Source organism: Bacteroides caecigallinarum (assembly GCF_016901995.1).
GTDB lineage: Bacteria > Bacteroidota > Bacteroidia > Bacteroidales > Bacteroidaceae > Phocaeicola > Phocaeicola cellulolyticus.
Window position 1 is genome coordinate 1 of the sequence record NZ_JACJLE010000030.1, and the last position, 19,552, is coordinate 19,552.

17 protein-coding genes and 1 pseudogene are annotated in these 19,552 nt (G+C 38.8%); 16 read left to right on the forward strand and 2 right to left on the reverse strand.

The features are described from left to right. From H6A61_RS08905 to fucP, 5 genes and pseudogenes are all read left to right on the forward strand, one after another. A pseudogene (locus tag H6A61_RS08905) lies at positions 1–173 on the forward strand (iron-containing alcohol dehydrogenase); the annotation flags it as partial. After that, positions 170–808, forward strand: coding sequence for a class II aldolase/adducin family protein (locus tag H6A61_RS08910; RefSeq protein ID WP_204392977.1), 639 nt, complete (start codon positions 170–172; stop codon positions 806–808). The pseudogene H6A61_RS08905 and the gene H6A61_RS08910, both read left to right, overlap by 4 nt. Then, positions 805–2,154 carry a rhamnulokinase gene (locus H6A61_RS08915; RefSeq protein ID WP_204392979.1) on the forward strand — a complete coding sequence of 450 codons (1,350 nt, stop codon included), beginning with the start codon at positions 805–807 and terminating at the stop codon, positions 2,152–2,154. Before H6A61_RS08910 ends, H6A61_RS08915 begins: the two co-directional genes overlap by 4 nt. Before the next feature lie 12 nt (positions 2,155–2,166). Further along, a complete protein-coding gene (locus tag H6A61_RS08920) occupies positions 2,167–2,553 on the forward strand; it encodes an L-rhamnose mutarotase (RefSeq protein ID WP_375338127.1) in 387 nt (128 codons plus the stop codon). Positions 2,554–2,601: 48 nt separating this feature from the next. Then, positions 2,602–3,900, forward strand: a complete 1,299-nt coding sequence (gene fucP / locus H6A61_RS08925) for an L-fucose:H+ symporter permease (RefSeq protein ID WP_204392981.1) — start codon at positions 2,602–2,604, stop codon at positions 3,898–3,900. 67 nt (positions 3,901–3,967) lie between these two features. Here fucP and H6A61_RS08930 read toward each other — a convergent pair whose 3' ends face one another. Together H6A61_RS08930 and H6A61_RS08935 are read right to left on the reverse strand one after the other, a co-directional pair. Then, positions 3,968–4,738 carry an ABC transporter ATP-binding protein gene (locus H6A61_RS08930; RefSeq protein WP_154044159.1) on the reverse strand — a complete coding sequence of 257 codons (771 nt, stop codon included), beginning with the start codon at positions 4,736–4,738 and terminating at the stop codon, positions 3,968–3,970. Continuing rightward, on the reverse strand, positions 4,735–5,478 hold the full coding sequence (locus tag H6A61_RS08935) for an MlaE family ABC transporter permease (RefSeq protein WP_154044160.1): 744 nt from the start codon (positions 5,476–5,478) through the stop codon (positions 4,735–4,737). Before H6A61_RS08935 ends, H6A61_RS08930 begins: the two co-directional genes overlap by 4 nt. Positions 5,479–5,682: 204 nt before the next feature. Here H6A61_RS08935 and lptB point away from each other — a divergent pair, with 204 nt between their 5' ends. The 11 genes from lptB (at position 5,683) to H6A61_RS08990 (ending at position 19,541) form a co-directional block, all read left to right on the forward strand. Beyond that, on the forward strand, positions 5,683–6,438 hold the full coding sequence (gene lptB, locus H6A61_RS08940; RefSeq protein ID WP_154044198.1) for an LPS export ABC transporter ATP-binding protein: 756 nt from the start codon (positions 5,683–5,685) through the stop codon (positions 6,436–6,438). Positions 6,439–6,578: 140 nt separating this feature from the next. Further along, on the forward strand, positions 6,579–7,925 hold the full coding sequence (gene tig, locus H6A61_RS08945; RefSeq protein WP_154044161.1) for a trigger factor: 1,347 nt from the start codon (positions 6,579–6,581) through the stop codon (positions 7,923–7,925). A 157-nt stretch (positions 7,926–8,082) separates the two neighbouring features. Beyond that, complete coding sequence (gene clpP / locus H6A61_RS08950) at positions 8,083–8,754, forward strand: ATP-dependent Clp endopeptidase proteolytic subunit ClpP (protein ID WP_154044162.1); 672 nt, start codon at positions 8,083–8,085, stop codon at positions 8,752–8,754. A gap of 51 nt (positions 8,755–8,805) precedes the next feature. Next, complete coding sequence (gene clpX, locus H6A61_RS08955) at positions 8,806–10,056, forward strand: ATP-dependent Clp protease ATP-binding subunit ClpX (protein ID WP_204392983.1); 1,251 nt, start codon at positions 8,806–8,808, stop codon at positions 10,054–10,056. A gap of 134 nt (positions 10,057–10,190) precedes the next feature. Continuing rightward, the gene (gene recQ, locus H6A61_RS08960; protein WP_154044164.1) at positions 10,191–12,374 is read left to right on the forward strand and encodes a DNA helicase RecQ; all 2,184 of its coding nucleotides are present in this window, start codon (positions 10,191–10,193) and stop codon (positions 12,372–12,374) included. A 158-nt stretch (positions 12,375–12,532) separates the two neighbouring features. Beyond that, entirely contained in the window at positions 12,533–14,008 is a 1,476-nt protein-coding gene (guaB, locus tag H6A61_RS08965) for an IMP dehydrogenase (RefSeq protein WP_154044165.1), read from the forward strand. 80 nt (positions 14,009–14,088) lie between these two features. Next, positions 14,089–15,270: a hypothetical protein gene (locus H6A61_RS08970; protein ID WP_204392985.1), complete on the forward strand. Its 1,182-nt coding sequence runs from the start codon at positions 14,089–14,091 to the stop codon at positions 15,268–15,270. 36 nt (positions 15,271–15,306) lie between these two features. Beyond that, the gene (locus H6A61_RS08975; protein WP_204392990.1) at positions 15,307–16,173 is read left to right on the forward strand and encodes a peptidyl-prolyl cis-trans isomerase; all 867 of its coding nucleotides are present in this window, start codon (positions 15,307–15,309) and stop codon (positions 16,171–16,173) included. Then, the gene (locus H6A61_RS08980) at positions 16,166–17,539 is read left to right on the forward strand and encodes a peptidylprolyl isomerase (protein ID WP_204392992.1); all 1,374 of its coding nucleotides are present in this window, start codon (positions 16,166–16,168) and stop codon (positions 17,537–17,539) included. The genes H6A61_RS08975 and H6A61_RS08980 overlap by 8 nt, the downstream gene beginning before the upstream one ends. A gap of 29 nt (positions 17,540–17,568) precedes the next feature. Beyond that, positions 17,569–19,236, forward strand: coding sequence for an OstA-like protein (locus H6A61_RS08985; protein ID WP_154044169.1), 1,668 nt, complete (start codon positions 17,569–17,571; stop codon positions 19,234–19,236). A gap of 8 nt (positions 19,237–19,244) precedes the next feature. Further along, positions 19,245–19,541, forward strand: coding sequence for a hypothetical protein (locus tag H6A61_RS08990; RefSeq protein ID WP_204392994.1), 297 nt, complete (start codon positions 19,245–19,247; stop codon positions 19,539–19,541). Positions 19,542–19,552: the final 11 nt, after the last annotated feature.

Below are 19,552 nucleotides of genomic sequence, written 5' to 3' on the forward strand. Positions count from 1 at the left end.
TTAAGGAACTGTCTGTACGTGTAGGAATACCTCAGCATTTGTCAGAGTTGGGAATCAAGGCAGAAGACCTTCCTCGTCTTGCCAAGGCTGCTTATGCAGATGTATGTACACCTGGAAATCCTCGTGAAGTGACAGAAGAAATTATTTTGGATTTATATAAGAAAGTATTATGATAACTAACGAACAGATAGAAAAATTTATTTCGGAAGCTCACCGTGTAGGTGATGCAGGTTTGACAATATGCAGCAGCGGTAACATCTCTTGGAGAATAGGTGATGAAGTTCTCCTTTCAGGTACAGGTTCATGGGTACCGTCATTGCCGAAAGAAAAGGTCGCAATATGTAAACTTGAAACAGGTGAAGTTCTTAACGGTGTAAAACCATCAATGGAACACGGCTTTCACCTTGGAGTATTGAGAGAAAGACCTGATGTAAATGTTGTTCTTCATTTCCAGTCACCTTACGCAACAGCTGTTGCATGTATGAAGGAATTGCCTAAGGACTATAATGTTACAGCGGAAGTTCCATGCCATGTAGGTTCAGAAATTCCGGTAGTTCCATATTACAGACCGGGGTCAAAAGAGTTGGCAGAAGGAGTGATATCAGCATTGAAAGACCATAACTCTGTTCTTCTGAAAAAACACGGTCAGGTGGTTTGTGGAAAAGATTTTGACGAGGCTTTTGAAAGAGCGATGTTCTTCGAAATGGCTTGCCGAATCATAATCCTTACAGGTGAAAAGTATGAGACACTGACAAATGCCGAGATAGACGACTTGGAAACATACGTTTTAGGTAAGAAGACAAAATGAGAGAAGTAAGACTAGCAATAGACTTCGGAGGGGGTAGCGGGCGAGTGATTGCCGGCTACGTCTCCGATGGTAAAACTTGTCTGGATACGATATATCGTTTTCAGAACAGGCAGGTAAGGATGGGCGGCCATATATATTGGGATTTCCTTTCTCTTTTTGAAGATATGAAGAGAGGAATACGTATGGCTGTTGAAAAAGGATATAGAATAAAGAGTATCGGCATAGATACATGGGGTGTTGATTTCGGACTTATAGATAAGAATGGAAATCTCATAGGTAATCCGGTCTGTTACCGTGACAGTCGTACGGACGGTATGCCTGAAAAGGTTTTTAAGATTATAGATCCAAGCGAACACTACTCTGTCAGTGGCACACAGGTGATGGCAATAAACACGCTGTTTCAGCTTTATGCGATGAAAGAAGAAAACAGTCCGTTGCTTTCTGTGGCAGATAAGTTGTTGTTCATGCCTGATTTGTTCAGTTATTTCCTTACCGGTGTTGCAAATAATGAATATAGCATAGCATCTACTTCGGAGCTAATGGATATCAAGGCGCGTAAGTGGAATTATGAACTTATACGCCAATTGGGATTGCCTGAACATATCTTCTGCGAAATCGTAATGCCTGGGCAGGAAAGAGGAATGCTGAAGCCTGAGATAAAGGAAGAACTTGGGCTGGATTATGATGTAAAGGTTATAGCAGTGGCATCGCATGACACGGCGAGTGCGGTATATGCTGTTCCTGCTGATGAAAACGAAAAAGTGACAGCATTTTTAAGTTCGGGAACATGGTCTTTGCTTGGAGTAGTGACAGACGAGCCGATTCTTTCTGAAGAAGCCAGAGTTAACGGATTTACAAACGAAGGTGGTGTGGATGGTAAAATATGTTTCCTCCAGAATATCACCGGACTGTGGATTCTTCAGAAACTTATGTCCGAATGGACTGAAGAAGGTAAATGTACTGAATACGATATTCTGATTCCTGAAGCAGAGAAAGCGGATATATCATCAATGGTAGATGTTGACAATAATGTCTTTACCAGTCCGCTGAATATGGCAGAAACAATAATCTCTTACTGTAAGGAAAGCGGACAGCAGGTTCCGCAGACACAGGGAGAATTTGTGAAATGCGTATTGTTGTCATTGGCAGACAGATACAGAAAAGGAATAGAGGGATTGAACAAATTATTGCCCCGTTCTGTTGAAAAATTACATATAATTGGTGGAGGTTCGCAAAACAAATATCTTAACCGACTGACGGCTTTGGCTACAGGACTTGATGTAGATGCCGGTCCGGTTGAGGCTACTGCCATAGGAAATATTTTAGTACAAAATTTAGATAAATAATATATTAAGGTAATACATATGGAAAATACTGGATATGCGGCAAAGAATCATGGCTGTAATGTGAAGAGATACTGTAGAACAATGGATTTGAGAAATAATCCGGAGTTGATAGCCGAATACAAATTGCGTCATAGCAAAGAAAAAATATGGCCTGAGATACTTGAAGGCATACGCAGCGTTGGCATATTGGAAATGGAAATTTATATTTTGGGAACAAGGCTTTTTATGATTGTGGAAACTCCATTGGATTTTGATTGGGATTCGGCAATGGAAAAACTGGCAGTATTGCCAAGACAGCAGGAGTGGGAAGATTATATGTCTATATTCCAGTGCTCTGAACCGGGAAGTACATCATCCGAGAAGTGGCAGCCTATGGAAAGGATGTTTTACCTGTATTGATTTTTATGCCTTTCTATTAATTCATTAACCTAAACTTTAAAATTATTCATGAAACAATCTATTATTAGCAAAGACGGCGTAAGTTATTTGTTCCCTTTTGTATTGATTACGTTTTGCTTTGCATTGTGGGGATTTGCAAACGATATTACCAATCCGATGGTAAAGGCTTTTTCAAAAATATTCAGAATGAGTGTTACCGACGGAGCTTTGGTTCAAGTGGCTTTTTATGGCGGATATTTTGCTATGGCTTTTCCGGCAGCCATGTTTATAAGGAAATATACATATAAAGCCGGAGTATTGTTAGGATTGGGATTGTATGCTCTCGGTGCATTGGCTTTTTTCCCGGCAAAACTGACAGGTGACTATCATCCGTTTCTATTGGCATATTTTGTAATGACGTGCGGATTGTCTTTTCTGGAAACAAGTTGTAATCCTTATATACTTTCAATGGGTCCGGAAGAAACAGCTACGCGTCGTCTTAATTTGGCTCAGGCATTCAATCCGATAGGTTCTCTGATGGGAATGTATGTTGCGATGAACTTTATCCAGAATAAGTTGCATCCAATGGATACAGTAGAAAGGGCACAGTTGAGTCAGGCAGAATTTGAAGCAGTCAGAGACTCAGATTTGTCTGTTCTCATTGCTCCTTATCTGGTGATTGGTCTGGTCATAATAGCTATGCTTATAGTTATCAGGATGTCAAAGATGCCAAGAAATGCAGATCAGTCACATTCTATAGATTTTATACCTACGTTGAAGCGTATTTTCTCAAGAAGAAGATATAAATATGGTGTCATAGCACAGTTCTTTTATGTAGGTGCTCAGATAATGTGCTGGACATTCATTATCCAGTACGGTACACGTCTGTTTATGGCACAGGGAATGGAAGAACAAGCGGCTGAGGTACTCTCTCAGAAATATAATATAGTGGCAATGATTATATTTTGTGTAAGTCGTTTCGTCTGTACATTTATGCTCCGTTTTGTAAAGCCAGGAATGTTGCTTATGGTTTTGTCCATAGCGGCAATTGTACTTACTGCAGGAGTTATCTGTCTGGAGAATATTTTGGGAATGTATTGTCTTGTCGGAGTTTCAGCTTGTATGTCTCTGATGTTCCCTACTATATATGGTATAGCATTGAAGGGTATGGGAGATGACGCCAAATTCGGTGCTGCCGGGCTGATTATGGCTATTCTTGGAGGATCTGTATTGCCACCGCTTCAGGCATCCATTATAGACTGCAAGACTTTGTTTGGAATGCCAGCCGTGAATGTTTCGTTTATACTTCCGTTGATTTGTTTTGTTGTAATAGTGGCTTACGGATATAAAATGAGAAAAGAAGCATAAATCTTTTATAAAAAATAAAATTTCCCTGTCAATATTTTCATGAGATATCGGCAGGGAAATTTTGTTTTTATAGGTTCTTGTTTTTATTTTCTTCCGTCTTTACTTTCCTTAAAAGGTCGGATGCAAAAATGAAATTGTTCAGCCTTTCATTTGTTGCCGTAAACACTTCGTCTTTTGTACCTGACCATTCTTTGTGTCCCTGATATATGTACAGGATGCTGTCGCCTATACCCATCACTGAGTTCATGTCGTGAGTGTTGATTATGGTTGTCATGTTGAATTCTGTGGTGATGTCGTGTATAAGTTCGTCAATCACCAGAGATGTCTTAGGGTCAAGTCCTGAGTTTGGTTCGTCGCAAAACAGATATTGCGGGTTCAATGCTATTGCTCTGGCTATTGCTACTCGTTTTTGCATACCTCCACTTATCTCGCCTGGATATTTGTTTTGTGCATCCAGAAGGTTTACCCTGTCCAGACAGAATTGTGCGCGTTTTACCCTGTCGCGATATGTGTCGTTCGAAAACATATCAAGAGGGAACATAACATTCTCAAGTACGGACAGTGAATCGAATAATGCTGCGCTTTGGAATATCATGCCCATTTCCTTACGTAGAGTTTTCTTTTCGACCTTTCCCATACCGAGGAGATTTCTGTTGTCATAAAGCACTTCACCTTTTTCTGGTGTCAGAAGTCCCACAATACATTTCATTAGAACGGTTTTACCGGAACCGCTCTGACCTATGATGAGGTTGGTCTTTCCGTTTTCGAAAGTGAAATTGATGTCATCAAGGACTGTTCTTCCTTCGAATGACTTACATATAGATTTTAACTGTATCATCCCATTAATAGTTGTGTAAGAATTAAATCTGAGAATAGAATGAGTACGCTGCTTGAAACAACGGCGTTTGTACTTGCCTTACCTACGGAAATGGAACCGCCGTCAACTGTGTATCCGAAATATGCCGAAACGCTGGCTATAATGAATGCAAAGAACAGTGACTTGATAAAGCTGCACCAGATATACCATTCTATGAAGCAGTATTGAAGACCGTATTCAAGGTCGGTGGCGTTCATTATACCAGCAAACCATGCTGTACAGAATGCTCCTATAATTCCTGCGAATATACTGAAGATGACAAGAAACGGAATCATTGTCATTAGTCCCAGTATCTTAGGTAGGATAAGGTATGATGCCGAGTTTATACCCATAATCTCAAGTGCGTCTATTTGTTGGGTGACACGCATTGTGCCTAATTCGGATGCAATGTTGGAACCTACCTTACCTGCAAGGATAAGACACATTATGGCTGAAGAAAATTCAAGCAACAGGATTTCTCGGGTGGTATATCCTACTACAAATCGCGGCATCCACGGACTTTCTATGTTCAGTTTTATCTGGATACATATAACCGCTCCGATGAAGAATGAAATCAGGAGTACTATACCGATGGAGTTGATTCCAAGTTGGTACAATTCGTTTACATATTGTTTGAAATACATTCTTACTCTTTCAGGGCGTGAAAAAACTCTGCCCATGAGAATAACGTATTTGCCTAGAATACTGATTGGTTTTATCATGATGTCAAAAAATAATTTGTTGCAAAAGTACTGTTTTTTAGCTATTAAATAATAAAAGATAGGATGATTTTAATGTAAATGACCATATAACCCAAGAATTTTACTACTTTTGTGCCCAAAATAAGCTATATGGAAGAATTGAAAGATAAAGAATACGAAGGTAAGTCCGTTGATGCCGGTTCGCAGGCGGATTATAATGAATGTATGGTGCTTCGTACGGAGAATCTTGTCAAGAAATATGGTAAACGAACCGTTGTTAACGATGTTTCCATCAATGTCAAACAGGGAGAAATCGTAGGACTTTTAGGACCTAACGGTGCCGGAAAAACCACTTCATTCTATATGACAACCGGACTTATAGTTCCAAATGAGGGACATATATTCTTGAATGATGAAGATATTACATCATATCCGGTTTACAAACGTGCACAAAAGGGTATTGGCTATTTGGCACAAGAGGCTTCTGTGTTCAGAAAAATGAGCGTTGAAGACAATATTGCTTCTGTTCTTGAGCTTACAAACAAAAGTCCGGAATATCAAAAGGAAAAACTGGAAAGCCTTATAGCTGAGTTCAGATTGCAGAAAGTGAGAAAAAACTTGGGTGACCAGCTTTCGGGTGGTGAGCGTAGAAGAACGGAAATAGCAAGATGTCTGGCTATTGACCCTAAATTCATTATGCTTGACGAGCCTTTTGCGGGAGTTGACCCTATTGCAGTTGAAGATATTCAGCATATTGTCTGGAAGCTTAAAGACAAGAATATAGGAATTCTGATTACCGACCACAATGTGCAGGAAACATTGAGCATTACGGACAGGGCATATCTGCTGTTTGAAGGTAGAATCCTTTTTCAGGGAACTCCGGAGGAGTTGGCAGAAAACAAAATTGTGCGTGAGAAGTATTTGAGCAATAGTTTTGTGTTGAGAAAAAAAGACTTCCAGATACAGCCTGAACGTGATTGATGAAATCGAGTGAAGACCTGTTTGAAATTTTTTTTGTCCTGACTTTTTGGTAGTTGCAAGATTAAACACTATTTTTGCACACCCCAAAAAGTTTATACTTTTGAAAATAAGAATAATAATTAATATAAAACAATTAAGAAATGAATATTTCATTACAGAATGTAAGCAACGTAAGTGCTGTGCTTACTGCGCAAATCGAAAAAGCTGATTATCAGGAAAAAGTTGAAAAAGCGTTGAAGACACTTCGTCAGAGAGTAAATATGCCTGGATTCCGTAAAGGTATGGTTCCGATGGGTCTTATCAAGAAACAGTATGGTGTTTCTGTACTTCTTGAAGAAGTTGACAAGCTGTTGCAGGAAAAAGTTGGTGAATATATCCGCGAAAACAAAGTGAACATGTTGGGTACTCCACTTCCAAAGGAAAACAACGCTAACTTCGAAACAGACGAAAACTTCGAATTCTCTTTCGATATCGCTTTGGCTCCTGAATTCTCTATAGAATTGTCAAACAATGATACTGTTGACTACTATGATATCGATGTAACTGACGAAATGGTAGAACAGCAGGTTAATATGTACAGACAGCGTACAGCTAAATATGACAAGGTTGAAGACTATCAGGAAAAGGATATGCTGAAAGGTCTTTTGGCTGAGCTTGATGAAAACGGAAATACAAAAGAAGGCGGTGTTCAGGTAGAAGGTGCAGTTATGATGCCTACATACATGAAGAACGACGACCAGAAAGCTATCTTCAACGGTGCTAAGGTAAACACTGTATTGGTGTTCAATCCTTCTGTAGCTTTCGATAACAACGAAGCAGAACTTGCTTCTCTTCTGAAAGTTAAGAAAGAAGAAGTTGCTAACTACAAAGGTAACTTCAGCTTCCAGATTGAAGAAATCACTCGTATGATTCCGGGTGAATTGAATCAGGAATTGTTCGACCAGGTTCTTGGCGAAGGCAAGGCTTCAAACGAAGAAGAATTCCGTGCTCAGGTTAAGGAAAGCATCTCTACTCAGTTCGTTGCTGACAGCGACTATAAGTTCCTTATCGACTTGCGCGCTTACACTATGGGTAAGGTTGGTAAATTGGAATTTGCTGACGATTTGATGAAACGTATCATGCTTGACAACAACAAGGAAAAAGGTGAAGAATACGTAAACGAAAACTACGAAAAGAGCCTTGAAGAACTTACTTGGCACTTGATCAAGGAAAAACTTGTTGAAGCTAACGGTATCAAGATTGAACAGTCTGATATTCAGGATATGGCTAAGGAAGCTACTCGTGCTCAGTTCGCTCAGTACGGTATGATCAATGTTCCTGAAGAATTGCTTGAAAACTACTCTAAAGAAATGCTTAAGAAACGCGAAAGCGTTGAAGCTCTTGTAAACAGAGCAATTGAATCTAAGCTTGCTGCAGCTGTTAAGGGTCAGGTAACATTGAACCACAAAGCTGTATCTGTAGAAGATTTCAACAAAATGTTTCAGTAATATAATTCCAGGCTGAAGTTAATTGCTGAGGCTTATTATAATGGAAGAGGCTTTTAACCGAGGCTTTTCTGGTTGGTGCAAGCTCTAGTCCTGTACTCGGAAAAGAAATGGCTAAAAGTCTCTTTCTGTATTTTTAAAAGATAAAAAAATATAACTTATGGATGATTTCAGAAAATATGCAACCAAGCATTTGGGAATGAGCAGCATGGTGCTTGATGATGTTATAAAGTCACAGGCTGGTTATCTTAATCCTTATATCCTTGAAGAAAGACAACTGAACGTTACTCAGCTTGACGTGTTCTCTCGTTTGATGATGGACCGTATCATCTTCTTGGGAACAGAAATCAATGATTACACAGCCAATACATTGCAGGCTCAGTTGCTGTATCTTGACTCTATAGACTCAGGAAGGGATATTTCCATATATATAAACTCACCGGGCGGATCTGTATATGCCGGTTTGGGAATATATGATACAATGCAGTTTATCAGCAGTGATGTGGCTACTTTCTGTACAGGTCTTGCTGCTTCAATGGCTGCTGTGTTGCTTGTGGCTGGTCAGGAAGGCAAACGTTCTGCATTGACACACTCACGAGTGATGATACACCAGCCTCTGGGTGGCGCACAAGGTCAGGCTTCGGATATAGAAATTACAGCGCGCGAAATATTGAAGCTCAAGAAAGAGTTATATACTATCGTGGCTGAACATTCGCATACTGATTTTGACAAGGTGTGGGCGGATTCGGACAGAGACTACTGGATGACTGCACAGGAAGCGAAGGAATATGGTATAATTGATGAAGTTATGTCTCGCAAGCCTTCTTTGTAATTTAAAAACTTGCAAACTCAAAAAGAACTAAAGAACTAAAATTTATAGTCATTGGAAAATTCAAAAACAACTAGAAATAGGAACAAATGCAGCTTTTGCGGACGTTCGGAAAATGAAGTAGGTTTTCTGATTACCGGAGTGAATGGCTGTATTTGTGATTCGTGTGTGGAACAGGCTCACGAAATTGTCAAGGAAGCCAATATGCATTCCCATGCAGGGAAAAACGGCAATCTGAAATTGGATGAATTGCCAAAGCCTGCAGAAATAAAGGAATTCCTTGATCAGTATGTTATTGGTCAGGATGATGCAAAAAGATATTTATCAGTGGCTGTTTATAATCATTATAAACGTTTGCTCCAGGTATCGGACAATAATGATGTGGAGATAGAAAAATCCAACATAATTATGGTCGGAAGTACCGGTACGGGTAAAACTCTGTTGGCACGAACTATAGCTAAACTGTTGAAAGTTCCGTTTACGATTGTTGATGCTACTGTATTGACAGAAGCCGGTTATGTAGGTGAGGATATTGAAAGTCTTCTTACAAGACTTCTTCAGGTAGCGGATTACAATGTGGAAGAAGCTGAACGAGGCATCGTCTTTATTGATGAAATAGATAAGATAGCCCGTAAAGGAGATAATCCTTCAATAACAAGAGACGTCAGTGGAGAAGGAGTACAGCAGGGATTACTTAAATTGTTGGAAGGTTCTATAGTGAATGTTCCTCCTCAAGGTGGAAGAAAACATCCTGAGCAGAAAATGATTCCGGTAAACACAAAGAATATACTGTTTATATGCGGTGGCGCATTCGAAGGTATAGAACGTAAAATAGCGCAAAGACTTAATACGAATGTAGTAGGATATAATTCGGTAAAAGAGTCTGTGAAGATTGACAGGAATAATATGATGCAGTATATTGCTCCTCAGGACTTGAGATCATTTGGATTGATTCCGGAAATAATCGGACGACTTCCTATACTGACTTATCTGAATCCGCTTGACAGAACAGCTTTGCGTAATATTCTGACAGAGCCTAAGAATTCTATTATCAAACAATATATCAAACTTCTTGAAATGGATGGAGTGAAACTTGTTTTCGAACCTGAAGTTCTTGACTATATTGTGGATAAGGCGGTAGAATATAAATTAGGCGCTAGAGGACTGAGGTCTATCGTTGAAACTATAATGATAGATGTCATGTATAATGTGCCTTCTAGCAATGTAAGCGACTTTGTGGTGACGCTTGATTATGCAAAAGAACAAATGGGAAAGACTAATCTGTCCCGCTTGCAGTCTGTTTAAATTATAAATGAAAAAAATACATCTTCAGATGATTTTTTTTCACGTTTTATTTGCGTAATATTGAAAGTTGTTTATAACTTTGTTACATAAGAACTTTTCAGAATATCGTTGAATCATTTAATTCATAGGAAGCAATGGCGGAAAAAATCAATTTAGCGGAACAATTGAAGAGGTATTTCGGTTTTGATACTTTCAAAGGAAATCAGGAGGCTATCATAAGAAGTCTTCTTGACGGTCATGATACTTTTGTATTAATGCCTACTGGAGGTGGAAAGTCGTTGTGCTACCAATTACCTTCCTTGCTTATGGAAGGTACGGCTATTGTAATTTCGCCGCTTATTGCGCTTATGAAGAATCAGGTGGATGCTATGCGTAACTTTAGTGAAGAAGATGGAGTTGCGCATTTCATCAACTCGTCACTGTCAAAGTCGGCTATAGATCAGGTTAAGGCTGATATCTCGTCAGGTAAAACAAAATTGCTGTATGTTGCGCCGGAATCTCTTACCAAAGAAGAGAATGTGGATTTTCTGAAACATGTGAAAATCTCATTTTATGCAATTGATGAGGCGCATTGTATATCTGAATGGGGACATGACTTCAGACCTGAGTACAGAAGAATACGACCTATCATAAATGAGATAGGAAAGGCGCCTGTTATAGCTTTGACGGCTACTGCCACACCTAAGGTAAAAATGGATATCCAGAAGAACTTGGGAATGACTGATGCAGCCGAGTTCAAGTCTTCATTTAATCGTCCTAATTTGTATTATGAGGTTCGTCCGAAGACAAATAATATTGATAAGGATATAATAAAATTCATAAAGCAGAATCCTGAGAAATCAGGTATCATATACTGCTTGAGTAGAAAAAAAGTTGAAGAGTTGGCTGAAATACTTGTAGCCAATGGCATTAAGGCGAGACCATATCATGCCGGAATGGATGCAGCTACAAGAAACATAAATCAGGATGATTTCCTGAAGGAAAATATAGATGTCATAGTTGCTACTATCGCATTTGGAATGGGTATTGATAAACCGGATGTAAGATATGTTTTGCATTATGATATTCCTAAAAGTCTTGAAGGATATTATCAGGAAACAGGACGTGCGGGACGAGATGGTGGTGAAGGACAATGTATAGCATTCTACTCGAACAAGGATTTACAGAAACTGGAAAAGTTCATGCAGGGTAAACCTGTGTCTGAACAGGAAATAGGCAAACAGCTTCTTTTGGAGACTGCTGCATATGCGGAATCTTCAGTATGTAGAAGGAAGATTCTGATGCACTATTTCGGTGAGGAATATACGGAAGATAATTGTGGTAATTGTGATAACTGTTTAAATCCTAAGAAACAAGTGGAGGCTCAGGAATTATTGTGTGCAGTGATTGAAACAATCGTTGCTGTTAAAGAAAATTTCAAACAAGATTATATTATTGATGTGTTATTGGGTAAAGAAACATCAGAAGTGTTGGCTCATAAACATGATGAACTGGAAGTGTTCGGTTCAGGAATGGGTGAAGAGGAGCGTCTCTGGAATTCTGTAATACGTCAGGCACTTATTGCCGGATATCTGGCAAAAGATGTAGAGAATTATGGATTGCTTAAAGTTACTCCAAGCGGACATAAGTTCTTGAAGAACCCGAAATCATTCAAGATAGTTGAAGATACAGACTTTGACGAAGATGAAGTTGAAGAAACTCCGATGAGAGGTGGAGCTTCGTGTGCTGTGGATCCTGTATTGTATTCTATGCTTAAGGATTTGCGTAAGAAAATGTCGAAGAAACTTGATGTTCCTCCTTACGTAATATTCCAGGATCCTTCTCTGGAGGCAATGGCTACTATATATCCGATTACCCTTGAAGAGTTGCAGAATATTCCGGGCGTCGGAGCCGGTAAGGCAAAACGTTATGGTCAGGAATTCTGTGATCTGATAAAGACTCATTGCGAGGAGAACGAAATAGACAGACCTGAAGATTTAAGGGTGCGTACTGTAGCCAACAAATCTAAACTGAAGGTTTCTATTATTCAGAGTATAGACAGAAAAGTAGCTTTGGACGATATTGCTGTTGCAAAGGGTATTGACTTCCAGGAATTACTTGATGAAGTTGAGGCTATAGTATATTCCGGTACTAAGCTTAATATTGATTATTTCCTTGATGAAATTATGGACGAAGACCATATGTTGGATATCTATGATTATTTTAAGGAATCGGAAACAGATAAAATAGAAGATGCCATGGATGAACTTGGTGATGACTATACAGAGGAAGAAATCAGACTAGTCAGAATTAAGTTTATTTCAGAAATGGCAAATTAATTGATATTTTGATGTAAACGACTTGCTTCGCCGGTTTGTAGCCTTGGCGAAGCATTTTTTTTTGTCATAAAAATATGTTAATATAATTGTCTACTCTTATATAATTCGTATAAAAATCGTATATTTGCACGCAATAATAATCAAAAGCATAAAGCCCTATGTCATTTATTGCAGATAAAGTTGTTATGGATGGATTGACTTACGATGACGTTTTGTTGATCCCTGCCTATTCTGAAGTATTACCTAAAACAGTCGAACTTACGACTAAGTTCTCAAGAAACATCGAGTTGAAAATTCCTTTCGTGACTGCCGCTATGGATACAGTTACAGAATCTCAGATGGCTATTGCTATTGCCAGAGAAGGAGGTATCGGTGTAATCCACAAAAATATGTCTATTGCCGAACAGGCTCGTCAGGTTGCAACAGTGAAACGTGCTGAAAACGGTATGATTTCAAATCCTGTTACTATAAATAGGGATGCAAAGGTGATTGACGCCTTGAATATCATGGCTGAATACAAAATCGGTGGTATTCCTGTTGTGGACAACGAGAATTATCTTGTAGGTATCGTTACTAACCGTGACCTTCGTTTCGAAAAGGACATGGAAAAGAAGATACAGGAAGTGATGACTTCTGAAAATATCATCACAACAAAACAGTCAACAGATATGGAGACAGCAGCTCAGATTCTTCAGGAAAATAAGATTGAAAAGCTTCCTGTAGTTGATGAGAATGGTAAGTTGATAGGCCTTATAACTTATAAGGATATAACTAAAGCAAAAGACAAACCGATGGCTTGCAAGGATGCACAGGGACGTTTGCGTGTAGCTGCAGGTGTAGGTGTTACAGCTGATACATTGGAACGTATGGAGGCATTGGTGAATGCCGGAGCAGATGCAATTGTTATTGATACAGCACACGGACATTCAAAATATGTAATAGATAAGCTTAAAGAAGCAAAGAAGCGTTTCCCTAATGTAGATATCGTAGTTGGTAATGTGGCAACAGGTGCTGCAGCAAAAGCATTGGTAGAAGCTGGTGCGGATGCTGTTAAAGTAGGTATCGGTCCTGGTTCAATATGTACTACACGTGTGGTAGCCGGTGTTGGTGTGCCTCAGTTGACTGCAGTATATGATGTGGCTAAAGCTTTGGAAGGTACAGGTGTGCCTTTGATTGCTGACGGTGGATTGCGTTACTCTGGTGATGTGGTTAAAGCATTGGCTGCCGGTGGATACAGTGTAATGATAGGTTCGCTTGTTGCAGGTACAGAAGAAGCTCCTGGTGATACAATCATATTCAACGGACGTAAATTCAAGTCATATCGTGGTATGGGTTCTTTGGAAGCTATGGAGAATGGTTCTAAAGACCGTTATTTCCAGAGTTCTACTACTGATGTTAAGAAACTTGTTCCGGAAGGTATCGCAGCACGTGTTCCTTATAAAGGTACACTTTACGAAGTTATCTATCAGTTGACTGGTGGTTTGCGTGCCGGTATGGGATATTGCGGAGCACACAACATTATGGAACTTCATAACGCCAAGTTTACACGTATTACAAATGCTGGTGTATTGGAAAGTCATCCACATGATGTGGCTATTACAAGTGAAGCTCCTAACTACAGCCGTCCTCAATAATATCATTTAGAATATTAGTGTTGGCATGGATTATATATAATGCGTTTACGCTTATGTATGGTCCATGCTATTTTTTTATCATGAGAAGATTATTTGTATTATGTTTTATGTTTATATGGTGCTGTCTCGGACTGTATCCGTATAATCAGTCCGACAAAGTCATATTGAAAATAAATGGTGATGAAATCCTTTTGTCGGAATATGAACAGTATTATAGAAACATATCAAAAATATCAGATTGTTCTGTAGAGGATTATTTTTATTATTTCCTTCAGTTTAAGTTGAAAGTATATGAGGCCAAGAGTAGAGGTCTAGACGAAGAGTCCGGTTTTAAGAAGGAATTTGGGCTTTTAAGTAATGAACTGTCGGGAATAGATAATCTTAATGAAAAACAGCAAAGTGGCAATGCTGTTATTCAGGTGATTACTTATAAGCTACGTCAGAATGAAGTGTCTGATAAGGCATTTGCTTTTATGCAGGATGTGTATTCTAAGATTATGTCCGGCGAACAGACAGAACGTATTCTTGCCAGAGATGCAGACTCAAGATTAGAGCAATGTGTATATCATGATACAAGGTTTTTGCTGAATGAAGTAAAAGATGCCATGAGTGGCATTTCTGTAGGAGGATGTTCAAAGCCTTTTATCTCTCCGGAAGGAGTTAATATAGTAAGATTGCTTCATGATGAAAGTGATGCTCATTCTGTTTTGAAAATGGCTTATGAAACGTTGCTTGTAGCAGAACTTGATAAGAAGGATGATTTGTTAACTTCTAAAGCATCGAAAAAAGATTTGGAGGAATTCTTCAAACGGAACAGGGGTAAATACAGATGGGAGTTCCCGCATTACAAAGGAGCTGTAATTCATTGTAAAAGCAAAAAGTCAGGTTCTAAAATAAGACGTAAGTTGAAAAAGTTGCCTATGGAGTTATGGAATGATAAACTGAATGAATTGATACGTGAAAATAAAGTTTATGATTCTGTAATTGAAGTCGGTCTTTTTGAAATCGGCGAAAATGAATACATAGATAAATTGGCCTTTAAATGCGGAGAATATAAAGAAATGAATGAGTTTCCATATACTTTTATTCTTGGAAAGAAGCTTGACTATATGGCTGATAATTATCATGATGTATATGATGTGTTGATTCAGGATTATAAACAGGAATGCGAGAAGCTTTATTTTCAGGATTTGGAACGTAAATTTAGGGTAGAAAAGTATATAGACGTTTTAAAAACAGTTAATTGTGATGGAAGTAATTGATTTATACAGTATCTTCGTTCACTGATTTATTGAAAAATGTACTACAGATATCTTTTTTGTATTATAACGGCTTTTGTATTGCTTGCTTCCGGGTGTACCGAGACAGTTGACCATAAAGGTAAGACACCACTTGTTCAGGTGGGGGATAATTATCTTTATATGGAAGATGTCATGGCGGTAACACCTCCGGGAATATCTGAAAAGGATAGTGCCGAGATGGCTGACAGATATATCAAAAACTGGATTGATGATATGTTGCTTTATGCAAAAGCTGAGGGTAATATACCTGATGATGCCGGAATAAATGAATTGGTCAATTCGTATCGTAGGGAGTTGATAACTCATACATATATAGAGCAGATTGTAAGTCAGGAAGTTGAAAACTTAATTCCTGATAGTGAGGTTGAAGAGTACTACAATGAAAATAAGGATGCCTTTCTGGCTGTTGAGCCATACATAAAAGGTCTTTATATAAAAGTACCGAAAACAGCTTCAGGGATTTCTCAAGTAAGGCAGTGGTATAAGGACGGTTCTGAACGCTCAGTTGACAAGATAGAAAAATACGGTTTGCGTAATGCTGTTGATTATGAGTATTTTTATGACAGGTGGAGATCTGTGAATGACTTTTTTCTTAGATTGCCGACTGATGCTGACAAAGAAAAAAACAATATTGGAAAGAATAAGAATATAGAGTTAAGTGATTCTGCATTCTATTATTTCCTTCATATAGAAGATTACCTTGGAAAGGGTGAAATTTTGCCTTTGGAATATGCAGGGAAAGATATTAGAGAAATAATTATGAATAATAAAAGGGTGGAGTTTATAACAAAAATGAAGAAAGATTTGTATGACGAAGCCTGTGATAATAATGATATAAAATATTTTAATGCCTCAAATGAATAAATTAAGTGTAATTCGATTTGGTTTGTTCCTACTATTATCTTTTGTGGGATTGACAGTAAATGCCCAGGACAATGTTATAGACGAAGTCGTTTGGGTGGTTGGCGATGAAGCTATTCTGAAATCTGATGTTGAGAATGAAAGGTTGAATGCCCAATATGAGGGACGACGTTTTGACGGAGATCCATATTGTGTCATTCCGGAAGAATTGGCTGTGCAGAAACTGTTTTTGCATCAGGCAGAGATTGACAGTATAGAAGTTTCAGAGCAGGAAGTTATACAGAAGGTAGAGCAGCAGACTGCATGGCTTATCGATCAGATAGGTTCAAAGGAAAAAATGGAGGAATATTATAATAAGACATCTACTCAAATACGCGAAATGTTGAGAGAGAATATCCGTAACGGACTTATTGTGCAGCAGATGCAACGTGAGCTTGTAGGGGATATTAAACTGACACCGGCAGAGGTTAGAAATTATTTCAAGAATTTGCCTTCTGACAGTATTCCTAGTATTCCTACTCAGGTTGAGGTGCAGATTATAGTACGCGAACCTAAGATTAAAGAGGAGGAAATAGAAAGAGTAAAGAAAAAACTTCGTGATTTCACTGAACAGATATACAAGGGAGAATCTTCATTCTCTGTATTGGCTATGTATTATTCCGAAGACCCTGGTTCTGCACGCCGTGGAGGTGAATACGGATTTACAGGAAGAGGTGAGTTGACACCGGAATTTGCGAATGTGATATTCAATATGACAGATCCGAAGAAGATTTCAAAAGTTTTTGAAACAGAGTATGGATACCACATAGCACAGCTGATTGAAAAAAGAGGTGATAGAGTAAGTTATCGTCATATACTTATGAAGCCTAAAGTTGATGAACAGGAAATAGAAGAGGCGCTCAACAAACTCGATACCTTGGCTAATGATATACGAAAAGGAAAAGTGACATTCGATGAGGCTGCCACATGGGTATCTCAGGACAAGGATACAAAGAATAATCATGGATTGTTGGCCAATCCTCAAACAGGAACTTCTCGTTTCGAAATGCAGCATCTTGCCGGACTGGTATCTCAGGAAGTAGCAAAGGTGGTTGAAGGTATGCAGATAGGTGAAATATCAAAGCCATTTACGATGATTAACTCAAAAGGTAAGGAGGTGTGTGCCATCGTTAAGTTGAAAAACAGAATTGATGCACACAAGGCTACCATAACTGAAGATTATCAACGACTGAAGAGTATGGTGACTGCAAAACGCAGTGAAGAGAAAATTCAGGAATGGATTGTTGAAAAACAGAAAAATACATACGTTCGAATTAATCCTAATTGGAGAAAATGTGATTTTAAATATCCGGGATGGATCAAGGAATGATAATTTACATTATTGCCTAAATAGACAGAATGTTTGATATAAAGAAAAAAATAATGTTATTTGGCGGGCAGAGAGTACTGTTGTTATGTACTCTCTGCCTGTTGGGCTTTTGCCTGACGGCTGCCAATATGCAGGACGGCAGGACACAGACTCAGCCGAAACAGAAAAGTAAGGTATATTTGTTGCGTGCCGACAAACTGAAAAAAGACGCTCTGCATCCTGACGCGCAAATAGTGGTTGGAAACGTAGTCTTCCGTCATGACAGTGTGTATATGTATTGCGACAGTGCATATTATTATGACAAGATAAATTCATTCGAGGCATTCAGCAATGTACGTATGGAACAGGGGGATACTTTGTTCCTATATGGTGACAGATTGTATTATGACGGGCTGACCCAGATTGCGCAGATGCGAATGAACGTAAGAATGGAAAACAGAACAACAACATTGCTTACCGATAGCTTGAACTATGACAGAATATTCAATCTTGGATATTTCTTCGATGGTGGAACAATGATGGACGACCAGAATGTACTGACTTCCGAATGGGGAGAATATAGTCCTTCTACCAAAATGTCTGTTTTCTATTACAATGTGAAACTGGAAAACCCACAGTTTACAATGCTGTCTGATACGTTGAAATACAGTACATTGACAAAGGTGGCAAATATTGTTGGTCCTTCTGATATTTACAGCGACAACAATTATATTTATTCCGAGTCGGGATATTATGATACACAGACCGGTAAGGCAGACCTGTATCAGCGTTCGGTGTTGACAAGCGACAGCAAGCAACTGACAGGAGATTCATTGTTCTACGACAGAAACACAGGTATTGGCGAGGCTTTCTCAAACATAGTAATGACAGATACTCTAAACAAGAACATGATGCTTGGGGACTATGGTTATTACAATGAGAAACTGAAAAGTGCTTTCGTTACGAAGAATGCAGTAGCTATAGATTACTCTCAGGGAGACAGTCTTTTCCTACATGCTGATACCCTCAGTATGAATACTTTCCATCTTGACACTGACTCTATGTATAGGGAGGTAAAGGCATACCATAAGGTAAGGTTTTACAGAACAGATGTCCAGGGAGTAGCGGACTCACTGGTGTTCTCGTCGAAAGATTCATGTCTTATCATGTATAAGGATCCTGTCCTATGGAATGAAAACCAGCAACTTTTGGGCGAACAGATAAATATATATATGAACGACAGTACCATAGACTGGGCACATATCATCAATCAGGCTCTTTCTGTGGAACAGATACCTGTAGATACTACATTGTTCAATCAGATTTCCGGAAAGGAAATCAAGGCGTATTTCGAAGACGGACTTATGGAAAAAGTAGAGGTGATAGGTTCTGTCCGGTTAGTGTATTATCCAATGGACTCCGACAGTCTTCTTATAGGAATGAACGTGTCTGAAACCAGTCAGCTGGATATATATCTTGAAAACCAGCAATTGGAACGCATGGTGATGAGTCCTAAGTCGAATGGTACTCTATATCCTATGTCTCAGATACCTTTGGAGAAAAGTCATCTTGATAATTTCGTATGGTTTGACTATATTCGTCCTTTGAATAAGAAGGATATATTCAACTGGCGTGGCAAGAAGCTTGAAGATCAGCTGAAGAAGAATGTTCGCGGACCTATAGAGTTGCCTAACCAGCATTTGTTTAACGATAAATAGATAATATTATGGGAATGTTTACAATGAGAAAACCGAGAGCGTATCACCATGAGTATATCTATGTGGATGAGCGTAAGGAAAAGCTGCAGAAGATAGAGGAAACTGCAAAACGTGAGCTTGGCATGTTGCCTCCTAAGGAGTTTTCTCCTGAAGATATCAGAGGAAAATTTGTTGAAGGTACAAAATATCTGAAACGTCGTAAGGAGAGTGGCAGAAAACCGCTCAGTTATGCAACATTGTTTGTGGCTATTGTGTTATTGCTTTATATCCTGCATTATCTTATAACAGGTAGCTTTACTTTTTGATTAAATAAAGG

What these genes read in the sequence shown, in the direction of transcription:
- H6A61_RS08985 (WP_154044169.1), top strand. Translation starts at nt 17,569, where the DNA reads ATGTTTGATATAAAGAAAAAAATAATGTTATTTGGCGGGCAGAGAGTA.
- fucP (WP_204392981.1), top strand. Translation starts at nt 2,602, where the DNA reads ATGAAACAATCTATTATTAGCAAAGACGGCGTAAGTTATTTGTTCCCT.
- H6A61_RS08970 (WP_204392985.1), top strand. Translation starts at nt 14,089, where the DNA reads ATGAGAAGATTATTTGTATTATGTTTTATGTTTATATGGTGCTGTCTC.
- clpP (WP_154044162.1), top strand. Translation starts at nt 8,083, where the DNA reads ATGGATGATTTCAGAAAATATGCAACCAAGCATTTGGGAATGAGCAGC.
- H6A61_RS08910 (WP_204392977.1), top strand. Translation starts at nt 170, where the DNA reads ATGATAACTAACGAACAGATAGAAAAATTTATTTCGGAAGCTCACCGT.
- lptB (WP_154044198.1), top strand. Translation starts at nt 5,683, where the DNA reads ATGGTGCTTCGTACGGAGAATCTTGTCAAGAAATATGGTAAACGAACC.
- H6A61_RS08990 (WP_204392994.1), top strand. Translation starts at nt 19,245, where the DNA reads ATGGGAATGTTTACAATGAGAAAACCGAGAGCGTATCACCATGAGTAT.
- H6A61_RS08975 (WP_204392990.1), top strand. Translation starts at nt 15,307, where the DNA reads ATGTACTACAGATATCTTTTTTGTATTATAACGGCTTTTGTATTGCTT.
- tig (WP_154044161.1), top strand. Translation starts at nt 6,579, where the DNA reads ATGAATATTTCATTACAGAATGTAAGCAACGTAAGTGCTGTGCTTACT.
- H6A61_RS08915 (WP_204392979.1), top strand. Translation starts at nt 805, where the DNA reads ATGAGAGAAGTAAGACTAGCAATAGACTTCGGAGGGGGTAGCGGGCGA.
- H6A61_RS08930 (WP_154044159.1), bottom strand. Translation starts at nt 4,738, where the DNA reads ATGATACAGTTAAAATCTATATGTAAGTCATTCGAAGGAAGAACAGTC.
- recQ (WP_154044164.1), top strand. Translation starts at nt 10,191, where the DNA reads ATGGCGGAAAAAATCAATTTAGCGGAACAATTGAAGAGGTATTTCGGT.
- H6A61_RS08980 (WP_204392992.1), top strand. Translation starts at nt 16,166, where the DNA reads ATGAATAAATTAAGTGTAATTCGATTTGGTTTGTTCCTACTATTATCT.
- guaB (WP_154044165.1), top strand. Translation starts at nt 12,533, where the DNA reads ATGTCATTTATTGCAGATAAAGTTGTTATGGATGGATTGACTTACGAT.
- H6A61_RS08935 (WP_154044160.1), bottom strand. Translation starts at nt 5,478, where the DNA reads ATGATAAAACCAATCAGTATTCTAGGCAAATACGTTATTCTCATGGGC.